The following is a 13,619-nucleotide window of genomic DNA, read 5'->3' as shown; positions in this document are numbered from 1 at the left end:
TAGTCAATGGTCAAAGTAATCGTCTTGATAAGGGTCGTCAATGCCTAATTCAGCTAAAACCCGAATTTCAAGTGCTTCCATTTGCCGGGCTTCAGCCTCATCAATATGGTCATAACCCAGTAAATGCAAAATGCCGTGAACAATCATATGGGCATAATGATTACGTACAGTTTTGTTCTGCTCCTGTGCTTCCTCACTGATTACCGGCGCGCAGATGACCAGGTCGCCCAATAAGGGCAATTCTATGCCAGGGGGAGATTCGAAAGGAAAAGACAACACATTGGTAGGTTTGTCTTTGCCCCTGTACTGATGATTCAGCGTACGTGATTCAGTACGATCGACAAAGCGGGCAGTAAATTCCTGGTCGTTGAGAGCAAGATATGCAAAAACAGTATCTGCCCAGCGCTGGAGGTCTTCTGGTGAGGGAATATCGGCGGCGATGTTATCATCGCCGTCAAAAGCCATTTGAATGTCTATCAGTGCCGTCATGAGGTGCCGGAATCATCACTGGCTTGTTGCTGTTCTTTCAGTGCCTGTTCTTTTTTTGCCTGCTTCAACGCTTCCTGCTGCGTATCATACGTTTCATAGGCCTGAACAATGCGGGCCACCACCGGATGGCGAACAACATCATTTGCCGTAAAGAAGTTGAAGGAAATATCGTTAACCTCTTTAAGCACATCGATTGCGTGACGTAGTCCTGAACGGGCGCCGCGAGGCAAATCGATTTGTGTGATATCGCCCGTGACCACCGCCTTAGAATTAAAGCCGATACGGGTGAGGAACATTTTCATCTGTTCAGTTGTGGTGTTCTGGCTTTCATCAAGAATGATGAAAGCATCATTTAATGTACGTCCGCGCATGTAAGCCAGTGGTGCAACTTCAATCACGTTGCGTTCCATCAGCTTTTCAACTTTTTCAAAGCCCAGCATTTCGAACAGGGCATCATAAAGAGGTCGCAGGTACGGATCGACTTTCTGAGATAAATCGCCAGGCAAAAAGCCCAGTTTCTCACCGGCTTCAACGGCAGGGCGTGTTAACAAAATACGGCGTACTTCCTGGCGCTCCAGAGCATCTACCGCTGCAGCAACTGCCAGGTAGGTTTTACCCGTACCAGCCGGCCCGATACCAAACGTGATGTCATGATTGACGATATTCGCCACATACTGACTCTGATTCGGATTGCGCGGCTTGATAACGCCTCGCTTGGTTTTGATATTTACTTCGCTGCCATAGGCCGCGCCGCTGCTGTCTTTTTCCAGAACCCGGGATTCCTGTATTGCCAGATGAACCTGCTCGGGCGTTAACTCAGCAGGCTGGCCTTTTACCGGTTGGGTCTCTACATAAAGACTTTTGAGTAACTGAGCTGCGCCATTCGACTGGGAATCCTCGCCCAGAACCTTGAATGCATTATTCCGGTAGGTGATTTCAACACCCAGTCGACGCTCAATTTGCTTAATATTATCGTCAAACGGACCACATAACACCGATAACCGTTTGTTATCGGCAGGTTCCAGTACAAACTCGTTACTTACCAAATTACTCAAGCTACTTTAATCCTCGCAAATAAGTGTTCAGGCCGAAGGGACAAACTGACCCACGCCCAGAGAATCAGGCTGCGATGCCTGATGCTTTGCTGTGATAGATTGGGGCGAAACGGCTACACGCAACCCCATATCACTCTCGCGACGAACTACGTCGCCACGCAGTGAATTGGTAAACACATCAGTTATCTTAACGTCGACAAATTCACCAACCATATCCGGTGAGCCTTCAAAATTGACTACACGATTGTTTTCAGTACGCCCGGACAGCTCCATCGGGTTCTTTTTTGAGGGGCCCTCAACCAGAATTCGTTGCTCTGTACCCACCATATTTCTGGCGATACGCAGGGCTTGTTGGTTGATACGCTGTTGTAACAGGTACAAGCGCTGCTTTTTAGCCTCTTCGCTCACATCATCAACCGCATCCGCAGCCGGTGTGCCCGGACGTGCGCTGTAGATAAAGCTGAAGCTCAGGTCGTAATCAACTGCCTGAATAAGATCCATGGTTGCCTCAAAATCGGCATCGGTTTCACCGGGAAAACCAATAATAAAATCAGACGACATGCTGATGTTCGGGCGAATCTTGCGCAGTTTACGGATGCGCGACTTATATTCCAGCGCAGTATGACCGCGCTTCATCAGGTTCAGGATTCGATCCGAACCGCTTTGCACAGGCAGGTGGAGATGATCAACCAGCTCAGGCACCGTTTCATACACAGCAATAATATCGTCGGTAAATTCAACCGGATGTGACGTTGTATAACGGATACGATCGATTCCGTCGATTGCGGCAACCAGTTCCAGCAATTCTGAGAAACGACAAACACCGCCATCATCCTGCTCGCCACGATACGCATTTACATTCTGTCCAAGCAGGTTTACTTCACGTACACCTTGTTCAGCCAGTTGAGCCACTTCCAGAAGAACGTCATCCAGCGGTCGACTGACCTCTTCACCACGGGTATAAGGCACTACGCAGAAGCTACAATACTTTGAGCAACCTTCCATAATGGACACAAATGCTGTCGGTCCTACAGCTTTGGGCTCGGGCAGGCGGTCAAACTTTTCAATTTCAGGAAAGCTGACATCAACCACCGATTTTGCGCCGCCATGCAACTGCTTAATCATCTCAGGCAGACGATGCAGCGTTTGCGGGCCGAAAACCAGGTCGACAAAAGGCGCGCGCTGGCGGATAGCATCACCTTCCTGTGAGGCGACACAACCGCCGACGCCGATAACCAGTTCAGGCTTGTCTTTTTTGAGGTGTTTCCAGCGACCTAACTGATGAAACACTTTCTCCTGTGCTTTTTCACGAATAGAACAGGTATTCAGCAAAATTACATCTGCATCTTCCGGTTCTTCAGCGCGCGCATATCCGTGCGTGGAATCCAGCAAGTCGGCCATCTTGTCCGAGTCATACTCGTTCATCTGACAGCCCCAGGTTTTGATATACAGCTTCTTAGTCATAGCCACTACAATACAATGTTGGAATACCGGCACGCAGCGATGTTTGGAAATACAGAATCAATATGTTTGAAGTGAAGACCCGAAGGTGCTTTTACTCACATAGTTTCCTGCAACTGGCGGGTGTCGGTAGATGTTCAAAATAGCCGCGTATTTTACCTGTTTTAAAGCGCTTTGCCCAGCGATTCACCAATCCGCTGAATTAAATCTTCAATATCAACACCGTTGCGACGAGCAACAGTCCATGACTCCTTGTCTGGATTAGGACATAATGCAGGTGTAAACGGCAGGAGAGCGTATGTACGATTTTTGTGTAAACGGCGCAGGAATGACTGGCGCGGCAACAGCGCTGGGTTTGATTCGACAGGGATATTCTGTTGCATTGTTAGAACCCAGGTTGCCTGAACAATTTGACCCGGAACAGCCACCGGACTTACGTGTTTCGGCGATTTCACTGGCATCGGCCAGACTGTTGAAGGAACTGGGTGCCTGGCAGCATATCCCGGCCTCCCGAATTCGCCGTTATGACCGCTTATCGGTATGGGAGGAAAGTGGTGCACGTACCGATTTCGATGCAACCATGGCCGATACTGACACACTGGGCTATTTCATTGAAAACAGACTGATTCAGCTGGCTTGCCTGCAGGCTGCCCGGGAAAGTAAACATAATGAAAAACTTGCACTGATTAACGCTGCCCCGTCTTCTATACAGTTCAACCAGCCTGAGAATGATGAAACCGTCGCTAGTGTGCTGCTGTCCACCGACAAAACAATTAGCGCACGGTGGGTTATTGGCGCAGATGGTGCCCAGTCGCTGGTTCGTCGTGAAGCCGGTATCGGTGTCAGCGGGTGGCAATACGAACAGCATGCGCTGGGTATCATCGTGAAACTTGATAAGCCGGTAGCCGACTGGACGTGGCAGGAGTTTCACAGCAGTGGACCGCGTGCCTTTTTACCCATGTACGATAACATCGGCTCTTTTATCTGGTACGACAGTGCCAAAACAATCAAAAACCTGAGCCGGTTGGACAATAATAAGCTTAAGCAACGCATTACTGAGTCGTTTCCGGCTCATGCCGGAAGCTTTTCAATTGTCGATAAGGCTGCATTTCCGCTGACGCGTATGCACGCTCAGCAGTACGTCAGATATCAGGCAATTCTGATTGGCGATGCTGCCCATACGATCAATCCGCTGGCCGGGCAGGGCGTTAATATTGGTTTTAAAGATGTTGCCCTGCTGCTGAATCTGATTGATACATGTGATGGAACCGATACGCTGGGAGAGTTGCTGACACGACAATACGAGCCGGTCAGGCGCAGAGATAACCTGGCTATGATGAGCGCAATGGACGGCTTTTACTGGTTATTCAGTAACGATAATCCGCCCGTCAAATGGTTGCGTAACAAAATGCTTAGTGTGGCGCAGCGTGCGATACCTGCTAAGCGTCTGGTACTTAAATACGCGATGGGGATCCAGTGATGGAAGTTCTGATTATTCTGGGAATTTTGTTTTTAGCGTTATTCATCATTATTCCGCTGATAGAACGCTCAAACATGCGGGTCAGTAGTGAAACCGCATCTAAAATATCACGATGGATTTGGCCATTAATTATGATAAGCCTGGTAATTCAGCTTGTGATGATGATGTTCAGAGGATAGCAGGCCACTGCCCCTGAAGATCCAGCATGAGTTTGTCGATAAAATAGTTGATGGCCTCATCATTGCTGGCCCGGTAAGCACTATGACGCAAACCGATAAACTGTGTCTGCAACCAGGTAGCAATTACCATCGCGGGCACAGCGGTACTTATTTGTTTCTTGTTTTGCAATGCAGTGACCAGCGTCGTGAAGCCTTTTTCAATTTCCGTTAATGCCTCATCCAAAGCTTTGGTAGCATCCACGCCCAGTTTCGAACGTTCTGCCATCGCATTTATCAGTAAACACTGACGCTGGTATCGCTTACTGCCGGGGCGCAACAGCTCCTCTGAGAAAAATGCGTGCGTTGCAGACAACAGCTCCGTCTGGTTAGAAATGTTTTCCAGGCGTCTGCGTAGCTGTGATGCGTAATGTTGAATAACCTGTACGAACAGGGCTGATTTTCCGGGAAACCTGGCATAAAGACTGCCCGGACGCATATCCAGTTTCTTCTGAACATCGCGCATACTTGTTGCCTGGTAGCCTTTTTCCCAGAACAATTCTGTCGCTTTATCAAGTACTTCGTTTGGTTGATCAGACACCGGACACCTGTCGCTACGAAATTAAATCAAATATTTTTTCATTGTCACTTGAACGATTGTTCAAGTAAACCCATATATAGACTTACATTCACGAAATAGCAGGTATGATACATGTCTGAAAATAAGTCTGAGTACACAATCCATGATGAGCAAAGCGCACCTGAAAAAGCGAAATCATTATTAAAATCATCGAAAGAAGACTTCGGAATGATTCCGAATTTGCACGGCATTATGGCAGAGGCGCCGACCCTGTTAGAGGGATATCAGAAACTTCATGCCCTGGCGCAGGATACATCGTTTAACAAAGAAGAGCTGACCGTGGTATGGCAGACGGTCAACGTTGAACATGAGTGTCATTATTGTGTTCCGGCGCATACCGGAATTGCAAAAAATATGGGTGTAGATGATGCGCTGATCGAAGCGCTCAGAAACGATGAAACATTAAGTGATAATAAGCTTAATGTGCTAAAGAACGCGGTTCTTTCAGTTACCCGTAATCGCGGCCGGATTGACGATGATTCATTAAGTGAGTTTTTCAATGTCGGTTATGATCGTCAGCAATTACTGGAAATAGTGCTTATACTGTCGCAAAAAGTAATGAGCAACTATACCAACCACCTGGCAAACACGCCGGTAGATGAGCCATTTGAGAAGTATAAGTGGAACCCTGAGAAAGTATAACGGGTAAGAGGCGGCAATCAGCCGCCTTCTTTTTACCAGATATCATCTTCTGTACTGCCCTGAATAGCACAGTCACCTTGTTTGTATTCCGGACGTTCGCCACGTTGTCGTTTAGCGAAATAGTCCTTACTGATAGAGACTATAGTCGGCGTCATCCAGATAATTGCGATGATATTAATGACTGACATAAGCCCTAATGCCATATCCGCCATTGCCCAAACCGTGGGTAGCGCCGCCATCGAGCCCCATAAAATCATTCCCAGATAGCCTGCAGTATATGCCAGTCTGCCTACCTTGTTGTCCAGTCGAAACATGTGCAGGTTACTTTCCCCATAGGCATAATTAGCAACGACCGAGGTAAATGCAAACAAACAGATAGCCGCAGAGATAAAATCTGTACCTGATGCCCCGATATGAATGCGGAGCGCATCCTGTGTCAGACCTATACCGCCCATACCTTCTGCTGCATTTTCGCTACCCGCAAGCAGGATAATAAATGCTGTGCAGGTACATAAGATAATCGTGTCAAAAAAGACGCCCAGCATTTGAACGTAACCCTGGGAAACCGGATGGTTCGGATTAGGTGCAGCGCCTGCTGCTGCATGGGGAACGCTACCTGAACCCGCTTCGTTTGAGTATAGGCCACGCTGAATACCATTTTTAATGGCAGCGCCTAAAACGCCAGCACCGGCTTCCTCAAGGCCAAATGCGGCGGATATAATATGACCCAACATAGCCGGGACTTCGGTAATATTGATGGCCGTTACTACCAGTGCGACCAGAATATAGCCGACACCCATAAAAGGAACAGCCAGTTCAGCAAACCGGGCAATGCCGCGCAAGCCGCCAACAACGATTAATGCAGCCAGTCCGATAATTGCCACGCCTGAATACAGGGTAGGGATAGCATACGCATTCTCCAGTGCATCGGTGATAGTATTTGCCTGAACAGCACTGAATACGAAGCCGTACCCTAAGAAAAGGCACAATGAAAACGCCACAGCAAGCCAGGTTTTACCCAGTCCCTGCTTGATATAATAGGCCGGCCCGCCACGAAACTCCCCATTATCGTCGCGCACTTTGTACAGCTGGCCGAGTACGCTTTCAGCAAAGCCGGTTGCCATGCCGATAAGCGCTATCATCCACATCCAGAAAATGGCGCCGGCGCCGCCCAATGATATGGCGACGGCGACACCGGCAAGATTGCCGGTTCCGACCCTGGCAGAAAGGCTTGTACACAAGGCCTGAAAAGAGCTTATTCCCTCTTTTGTTGAACGCGTACTGCCTTTCATAACAGAGAACATGTAGAAAAAGTGCTTAAACTGAACGCCACCCAGTTTTACGGTGAACCAGATACCGCAAAATACCAGCATGTAGATGAGAAGCGGGCCTGTGGCAATATCCACTGGGCCAAGAACGGGTAAATCAGCATTTACGGCTAGTCCTTCGCCCCACAGTACGTTGTTCACGGCGGCAACAATCGTGTCTATCACAGCATATCCTTGAGGAAATAATTTTATTATTTTCCAGCATATTACCACGCATAGACAGATGCGAAAGTAGCGCCGTCACTATTCTGTAACGGATAATCGTATAACTAATAAAAAAAGTGTCTGGAAGGGATACAAAAAAAGAGAATGGCTGGGGTAGCAGGACTCGAACCTACGGATGGCGGGATCAAAACCCGCTGCCTTACCAACTTGGCTATACCCCAGTTGTGATACCTAAAGCGAGTATAAACGAAACGCTAAGAAGCACCGAAAGTAGTTGTCAGCGTGAGACCAACATAACAGCGAGTGAAACTTCTGTAGTAAGAAGATGGTGGCTACGGCGAGATTCGAACTTGCGACCCCATCATTATGAGTGATGTGCTCTAACCAACTGAGCTACGTAGCCGGACACTTGCTGATAAAAAAAACCGGTCGGTGACCGGTTTCAGTATATGGCTGGGGTAGCAGGACTCGAACCTACGGATGGCGGGATCAAAACCCGCTGCCTTACCAACTTGGCTATACCCCAGTTGATAACCACGCAACGAAACGCGTAATTATATAGAAAATGGCTGGGGTAGCAGGACTCGAACCTACGGATGGCGGGATCAAAACCCGCTGCCTTACCAACTTGGCTATACCCCAACTGTGGTGCGGAAGGAGAGACTTGAACTCTCACGCCGTGAAGCACTGGAACCTAAATCCAGCGTGTCTACCAATTCCACCACTCCCGCGCAGTCAGACATCACTGAGAGATAAACAAGAAAATTGGTGGCTACGGCGAGATTCGAACTTGCGACCCCATCATTATGAGTGATGTGCTCTAACCAACTGAGCTACGTAGCCTCACTTTTTTCTCTTCCCTCTCAGGAAGTGGCGCGTATTATGCGAATATGCAGGGGGGCAGTCAACCCCTTTTTTACTATCTTTTGCCAAGTGACCAGAATATATACTAGAAAGCCTGAAAACAGCAATTTCAGGGCGAAATTATCAGCGTGCTGACGCTTTCTAATTCCTAAGTGATTGCTTAGTAACTGATTAATTCGCGCGTTATTTAACCTCTACGTCTGTTTGATAATAGCAAATGTCCAGGGGCCGGGGTGCTAAGGCATCATCTACAAAGAAAGAGTTATCCAGTGAGCGCGCCTGGCTGACCTTTTTTTCATATTCACTGTGACCCGGCAGTTGAATGCGTACCTGTTTGCGACGTGAAGCCGGCACATCATCCCCCATTTTTGCATCTATCAGTTCACTGTCTTCGGAAAAGTCTTTCAGTACCCCGTTATTGCTGCGCTCCCCACGGGGTAATTGTTGCAACACATCCATACCATAAACGACCCGTCCAAACACCGACATATTGCGATCCAGATGGCGAGGGGCTTGTCCCAGTACGATGTAAAACTCGGTACTGCCGGTATCAGGCTTATTATCCCGGGCCATGGCTACCATCCCCGGGCAATGAGTGAGCCAGTACCGCTGCCTGTCCGGCGTTGTGGCCGCCGGAAAGCCATTAATAAATCCACTGACTGGCGCAAACGGGGCAGGGCGCTCCACCTCATAAAAGCCTTCTACCGAGCTGGCAGTAAATTCACCGGGCAATGGCGCAGTACTATCATTCTGTTTGTGCGTGCCATTGGTGCCTGCCTGCGCCACAAAACCTTCTATTACCCGGTAAAAGTACCGGTTATTGTAAAAGCGCTGCTTAACCAGTGTTCTAAACCTGTCTGCGTGAGCAGGAGCAACACTATCGGTCAGGGCGATGATGACGCTCCCCTGATTAGTTTGCAGGTAGACTAAATCAGATTGAGGTACCTCATAATAAAAGTCGTTGTCATTGGCAGATGATGCAAAGGGCAGCGCAACAAGCACAGCCAGCAAGAAGCCTGGCAGGGTGAGTTTTCTCATAAAAGCTTATAATTTGTCAGCAAAATATTTTGCAGTTTATCACAAGCCTTTTTGACCATCAGCCAGCTCTTAACGCATTTTGAACCTGACTGCTTCGGGGCAGCGTCGCTTTGTTCAAGTTGCATTCATTTTCAGATTGCTAAAGTGGCTTTGCAAGAAATCACCGGAGACAGAAAATGAAACCACTTACGTCGATACTGTTAATAATGTCTGCTCTTATCGCGTTACCCGTTATGGCTGATCCTCCCGGTCATGCAAAAGCCGATGGCCACCATAAGCAAAATCATAAGTTAGAAAAGCGTCACAAAACCTCACACCACCATTCTAATTACGACCGACGCTATGATGACCGACGTTATTATGGCAAGAAGCATCACTCACGTTATCGGGAACGCGACCGGGTGGTGGTAATAGAGCGTCGCCACGAGCCCTATCACTATATTCGCGGAACCGGCAGATACCTAAGTGACCGACATTTTCGGCGTGGCCGCATTATTGATCGCAATGACGGCATTATTACGCTTTATGTGGATGGAAGGTTATTGCACGTTCTGGCAGACACTCACCATATCATCGAGCTGATACGGGCGCGTTAGTGTAGCTATACCGCGAACGGTAAGGCGCCACAATGGATTTGGTTGCCTGCTCGCGCGGACCTTTCAATCAGTGCATAAGTTCAGTGTTCTGCATATTCAATTCGCTTTACAGTAATCGGGTAGCGTGAAGCTGCAAAACGGTTAACTTAATACTAAGGAGAGTAATATGCAGACGCTGACAGCTTCTGAATTGCATGATGTAAATGGTGGCATTATACCGGTGTTAATCGGTATTGATGTTGGGCTTAACCTGGTTATGCTGGCTGTGGGATACGGCTCTGGCGCTTTTGAGTAAGGAGACAGACATGAAGGAGCTAACATTAGCCGATTGTGAAGCGATTGGCGGGGGCATCTTTTTTGTTCCGGCCCTAATCGCTTTTGGAAAGGGCGTGGGTTATGGCATTGCGGCCGGCAGTGCACTGTATGGTGTCGCATTTGCTGCTAAAAGCGTTAGCTAACGCTTTTCGGTACACTATTAACAGGAGTCACTGATGCGACTTTTATTTTGTCTGATATGTCTGAGCTACGCTTTTTCATTGCCATTATTACTGGATCAAAAACAGACCGTCGTAATTGCTGGCGGAGCCATTATTGCCGCCGGCGGGTTGTATATGCTGATTCACAGTGATGGCAGTAGACGAGAGAGACAGGGGCAATCGCAATAGCGACTATCTGATACAAAAAAGCCGCTGATAACATGCAGCGGCTTTTTCCCAATCAATTCAGGCTTAAACGTTGAAGCGGAAGTGAATAACATCACCGTCTTTGACGATATAATCTTTGCCTTCCAAACGCCACTTACCGGCATCTTTCGCACCCTGCTCACCATTATGCTCCACAAAGTGGTCATAGGAGACAATCTCGGCGCGGATGAAACCTTTTTCGAAGTCAGTATGAATTTTACCAGCGGCCTGAGGCGCGGTAGAGCCTTCAGGATATGTCCAGGCTCTGACTTCTTTTACACCTGCGGTAAAGTAGGTTTGCAGGGTAAGTAAGTTATAACCAGCACGAATAACGCGGTTCAGACCAGGCTCCTCGAGCCCCATATCCTGCATAAACTCATCACGCTCATCATCGTCCAGTTCTGCAATTTCAGATTCAATTGCAGCACATACAGCGACGACTACGGCGTTTTCACCCTTTGCTATTTCACGGACCTGATCCAGATAAGGGTTATTCTCAAAACCATCGTCGTTAACATTGGCGATATACATTGTTGGCTTGAGTGTCAGCATATTCATATAACTGATTGCCGCCAGCTCTTCTTTTTCAAGTTCTAATGCGCGCAGCAGCTTGCCTTCATCAAGGTGAGGCTTAATTTTTTCGAGTACTTTCAGCTCATACTTGGCTTCAGAATCGCCACCTTTCGCGCGTTTAGCAACGCGATGTAATGCTTTTTCAGTGGTTTCTAAATCTGCCAGTGCAAGCTCGGTATTAATAACGTCAATATCATCCTGAGGACTGACTTTACCAGCCACGTGGACAATATTCTCATCGTCAAAGCAGCGAACAACATGGCCGATTGCATCGGTTTCACGAATGTTAGCTAAGAACTTGTTACCTAAACCTTCACCTTTTGATGCACCTTCGACCAAGCCGGCGATATCAACAAATTCCATGGTGGTAGGAATCACCCGTTGTGGATTTACGATGGCGGCCAGTTTGTCCAGACGAAGATCCGGAACAGGGACAACCCCAGTATTGGGCTCAATGGTACAGAACGGAAAATTTGCTGCTTCGATGCCCGCTTTGGTAAGCGCGTTAAATAGCGTCGATTTACCTACGTTTGGCAGGCCGACGATACCACATTTGAAACCCATGCTAGCCTCTTGTATCGATTAGTTTATTTGGAGAGTTCGGCTTTAAAGGAGTGAAGCCGGTTTTGCGCTGCTTTTAAGTCTTCGCTGAGCAGAATATCGGTGCATCGTACAGCTTCATCAATGGCTGATTCCATTGCTGTACGCTCATCTGCCGCGGGCTTACCCAATACATGACCAGTGACCCGGGACTTATGTCCTGGATGACCTATCCCGATGCGTAAGCGTAAAAAATTCTTGTTGTTTGCCATCCGGGCGACGATATCTCGTACCCCATTCTGGCTTGAACTACCGCCTTGTTTAAATTTCGCGATACCCGGTGGTAAATCCAGTTCATCAAATGCGACCAGCATTTGTTCTGGTTCAATACGATAAAAATTTGCCAGTGCACTTACAGCCTGACCACTTTTATTCATAAATGTACTGGGGTAGAGCAAACGGACATCCTGACCAGCCACTGTGATTCGTGCTGTTTTACCAAAAAATTTGGACTCTGGTGTCAACGATGTATTGTAGCGTGCGGCCAGTTCTTCTAAAAACCAGGCGCCTGCGTTATGGCGGGTTTGTTCGTATTCGGGGCCTGGATTACCCAGGCCCACAATAAGACGAATATCAGTCAAGAGGGATTATTCCTCGTTACCTTCTTCGCTTTCACCTTCACGTTCAGCTTCTTCAGCGTCAATTACAGGTGTTTTAGGAGCAGCTTTAATTGTTATAACTGTCAGGTCGTGATCTTCATCGCCTTTAGCCAGCTCTACAGAGCTTACGCCTTTAGGAAGTTTAACGTCAGACAGGTGAACAGTACCGTCCATTTCCAGATCAGCGATATCTACTTCGATATACTCAGGCAGATCTTTTGGCAGACAGGTGATTTCGATTTCGTTCAGGTGATGCTCAGCGATGCCACCAGCTTTGATAGCGTCGTTTTTGTCTGCATTGATGAAGTGCAGAGGAACATTAGTGTGAACGTCTTCGCCTGCAACTACGCGCTGGAAATCAATGTGCGTAATTTTAGGTTTGAACGGGTGACGCTGCATGTCTTTAACCAGAGCTTCAACTTTTTTACCGTCGATGTTCAGAGTCAGAACATGAGAGTAAAACGCTTCGTAATCAGCAGAGTTGTTTACTTTGTTGTGATCAAGCGTTAAAGATACTGGCTCTTCGTTACCACCGTAAAGAATCGCAGGTACCAGATCAGCACGACGCAGGCGGCGGCTCGCACCTTTCCCTTTATCAGTACGGACGCTGGCATCCAAAGAAAAAATAGTGTCAGACATTGAATGTCTCCAAAATTAAATAGTTGATCGTAAATGCGCTTCCGCGACCAAAAGCACATCGCGTACTGCAAGCTTTAAAAGCAAAACTGCAGTGACCCTAAAATTTAAGGGCGGCGAATTCTACCACCGAACTTAAGGTGTGACAAACACTGGCACCGATTAAAGCTCATTATTCTTTGGTTTTATTCCGCTTTCATCCAGAACGTTAACATTTTCGACGTCAAAAACATCGCCGTACTGGGTGAAGGTCATTATATCGTTTCTGACACGGCCGCTTACCTGAAGCTTTATTCCGTTCTTTTTGAATTCCGGCGCCAGATTTCGAAGGGTATATTTTTTCCCATCATCCGAGTCAAAACCGTAGAAGCCACCTTCTAAATTCTTGTAAATAAGCGTACCGGAGATCTCTTGTGACTTAGACTGCATAGTTTGCTCTTTCTCAATGGGCTCTGCATTTGACTGCTGTTGACTGCATGCATTAAGTGACAGCAGCATAAGTGGCAACATCCACACTGCGTATTTCATAACGATATCCCTGTGATTGACGAATTTACATGATGCACAACGCTGCCTGAATAGACAATGAATGCGCTGTCTTGTTCATTATGCATC

At 47.6% G+C, this 13,619-nt stretch carries 17 protein-coding genes and 6 tRNA genes; 7 read left to right on the top strand and 16 right to left on the bottom strand.

Annotated features, from left to right (window positions below):
* Positions 1-3: 3 nt before the first annotated feature.
* The 3 genes from ybeY to miaB are packed head-to-tail and all read right to left on the bottom strand — an operon-like array spanning position 4 to position 3,008.
* Positions 4-489, bottom strand: coding sequence for an rRNA maturation RNase YbeY (gene ybeY / locus FBQ74_RS10820; protein WP_139756684.1), 486 nt, complete (start codon positions 487-489; stop codon positions 4-6).
* Positions 486-1,544: a PhoH family protein gene (locus FBQ74_RS10815; RefSeq protein WP_139756683.1), complete on the bottom strand. Its 1,059-nt coding sequence runs from the start codon at positions 1,542-1,544 to the stop codon at positions 486-488. The genes ybeY and FBQ74_RS10815 overlap by 4 nt, the downstream gene beginning before the upstream one ends.
* Before the next feature lie 27 nt (positions 1,545-1,571).
* Positions 1,572-3,008 carry a tRNA (N6-isopentenyl adenosine(37)-C2)-methylthiotransferase MiaB gene (gene miaB, locus FBQ74_RS10810; protein WP_139756682.1) on the bottom strand — a complete coding sequence of 479 codons (1,437 nt, stop codon included), beginning with the start codon at positions 3,006-3,008 and terminating at the stop codon, positions 1,572-1,574.
* 295 nt (positions 3,009-3,303) lie between these two features.
* On the opposite strand from miaB, the gene FBQ74_RS10805 reads away from it, so the two are divergent.
* Both FBQ74_RS10805 and FBQ74_RS10800 read left to right on the top strand, forming a co-directional pair.
* On the top strand, positions 3,304-4,485 hold the full coding sequence (locus FBQ74_RS10805) for an FAD-dependent monooxygenase (RefSeq protein ID WP_139756681.1): 1,182 nt from the start codon (positions 3,304-3,306) through the stop codon (positions 4,483-4,485).
* Positions 4,485-4,664 (top strand): hypothetical protein, encoded by a 180-nt coding sequence (locus FBQ74_RS10800; RefSeq protein WP_139756680.1) that lies wholly within the window; start codon positions 4,485-4,487, stop codon positions 4,662-4,664. Before FBQ74_RS10805 ends, FBQ74_RS10800 begins: the two co-directional genes overlap by 1 nt.
* Here the strand turns inward: FBQ74_RS10800 and FBQ74_RS10795 are convergent.
* Complete coding sequence (locus FBQ74_RS10795; RefSeq protein WP_139756679.1) at positions 4,654-5,241, bottom strand: TetR/AcrR family transcriptional regulator; 588 nt, start codon at positions 5,239-5,241, stop codon at positions 4,654-4,656. The genes FBQ74_RS10800 and FBQ74_RS10795 overlap by 11 nt on opposite strands.
* Before the next feature lie 111 nt (positions 5,242-5,352).
* Here FBQ74_RS10795 and FBQ74_RS10790 point away from each other — a divergent pair, with 111 nt between their 5' ends.
* Positions 5,353-5,922: a carboxymuconolactone decarboxylase family protein gene (locus tag FBQ74_RS10790; protein WP_139756678.1), complete on the top strand. Its 570-nt coding sequence runs from the start codon at positions 5,353-5,355 to the stop codon at positions 5,920-5,922.
* A 32-nt stretch (positions 5,923-5,954) separates the two neighbouring features.
* On the opposite strand, the gene FBQ74_RS10785 is transcribed toward FBQ74_RS10790, so the two are convergent.
* The 8 genes from FBQ74_RS10785 to FBQ74_RS10750 form a co-directional block, all read right to left on the bottom strand.
* Positions 5,955-7,415 (bottom strand): alanine/glycine:cation symporter family protein, encoded by a 1,461-nt coding sequence (locus FBQ74_RS10785; protein WP_139756677.1) that lies wholly within the window; start codon positions 7,413-7,415, stop codon positions 5,955-5,957.
* A gap of 145 nt (positions 7,416-7,560) precedes the next feature.
* Positions 7,561-7,636: transfer RNA gene (locus FBQ74_RS10780), tRNA-Gln, on the bottom strand.
* Between the two features lie 105 nt (positions 7,637-7,741).
* Positions 7,742-7,818 (bottom strand) — tRNA-Met (locus FBQ74_RS10775).
* Between the two features lie 47 nt (positions 7,819-7,865).
* A tRNA-Gln gene (locus tag FBQ74_RS10770) sits at positions 7,866-7,941 on the bottom strand.
* 40 nt (positions 7,942-7,981) lie between these two features.
* A tRNA-Gln gene (locus FBQ74_RS10765) sits at positions 7,982-8,057 on the bottom strand.
* 4 nt (positions 8,058-8,061) lie between these two features.
* A tRNA-Leu gene (locus FBQ74_RS10760) sits at positions 8,062-8,146 on the bottom strand.
* Positions 8,147-8,181: 35 nt separating this feature from the next.
* Positions 8,182-8,258 (bottom strand) — tRNA-Met (locus FBQ74_RS10755).
* Positions 8,259-8,462: 204 nt separating this feature from the next.
* Positions 8,463-9,317, bottom strand: a complete 855-nt coding sequence (locus FBQ74_RS10750) for a peptidylprolyl isomerase (RefSeq protein ID WP_139756676.1) — start codon at positions 9,315-9,317, stop codon at positions 8,463-8,465.
* Positions 9,318-9,493: 176 nt separating this feature from the next.
* On the opposite strand from FBQ74_RS10750, the gene FBQ74_RS10745 reads away from it, so the two are divergent.
* The 4 genes from FBQ74_RS10745 (at position 9,494) to FBQ74_RS18950 (ending at position 10,578) form a co-directional block, all read left to right on the top strand.
* The gene (locus FBQ74_RS10745) at positions 9,494-9,913 is read left to right on the top strand and encodes a hypothetical protein (RefSeq protein WP_139756675.1); all 420 of its coding nucleotides are present in this window, start codon (positions 9,494-9,496) and stop codon (positions 9,911-9,913) included.
* Between the two features lie 166 nt (positions 9,914-10,079).
* Entirely contained in the window at positions 10,080-10,208 is a 129-nt protein-coding gene (locus FBQ74_RS10740; protein ID WP_139756674.1) for a class IIb bacteriocin, lactobin A/cerein 7B family, read from the top strand.
* Between the two features lie 10 nt (positions 10,209-10,218).
* The gene (locus tag FBQ74_RS18955) at positions 10,219-10,371 is read left to right on the top strand and encodes a hypothetical protein (RefSeq protein WP_168190651.1); all 153 of its coding nucleotides are present in this window, start codon (positions 10,219-10,221) and stop codon (positions 10,369-10,371) included.
* A 33-nt stretch (positions 10,372-10,404) separates the two neighbouring features.
* Positions 10,405-10,578: a hypothetical protein gene (locus FBQ74_RS18950; RefSeq protein ID WP_168190650.1), complete on the top strand. Its 174-nt coding sequence runs from the start codon at positions 10,405-10,407 to the stop codon at positions 10,576-10,578.
* A gap of 63 nt (positions 10,579-10,641) precedes the next feature.
* On the opposite strand, the gene ychF is transcribed toward FBQ74_RS18950, so the two are convergent.
* From ychF to FBQ74_RS10720, 4 genes are all read right to left on the bottom strand, one after another.
* The gene (gene ychF, locus FBQ74_RS10735; RefSeq protein WP_139756673.1) at positions 10,642-11,733 is read right to left on the bottom strand and encodes a redox-regulated ATPase YchF; all 1,092 of its coding nucleotides are present in this window, start codon (positions 11,731-11,733) and stop codon (positions 10,642-10,644) included.
* A gap of 23 nt (positions 11,734-11,756) precedes the next feature.
* The gene (pth, locus tag FBQ74_RS10730) at positions 11,757-12,350 is read right to left on the bottom strand and encodes an aminoacyl-tRNA hydrolase (RefSeq protein WP_139756672.1); all 594 of its coding nucleotides are present in this window, start codon (positions 12,348-12,350) and stop codon (positions 11,757-11,759) included.
* A 6-nt stretch (positions 12,351-12,356) separates the two neighbouring features.
* Complete coding sequence (locus FBQ74_RS10725; RefSeq protein WP_139756671.1) at positions 12,357-13,007, bottom strand: 50S ribosomal protein L25/general stress protein Ctc; 651 nt, start codon at positions 13,005-13,007, stop codon at positions 12,357-12,359.
* A 159-nt stretch (positions 13,008-13,166) separates the two neighbouring features.
* On the bottom strand, positions 13,167-13,532 hold the full coding sequence (locus FBQ74_RS10720; protein ID WP_139756670.1) for a hypothetical protein: 366 nt from the start codon (positions 13,530-13,532) through the stop codon (positions 13,167-13,169).
* Positions 13,533-13,619: the final 87 nt, after the last annotated feature.

The sequence above is a fragment of the Salinimonas iocasae genome (genome assembly GCF_006228385.1).
GTDB classification, from domain to species: domain Bacteria; phylum Pseudomonadota; class Gammaproteobacteria; order Enterobacterales; family Alteromonadaceae; genus Alteromonas; species Alteromonas iocasae.
The sequence above is the reverse complement of the archived record's forward strand: the minus strand, read 5'-3'. Positions and strand labels throughout refer to the sequence as shown.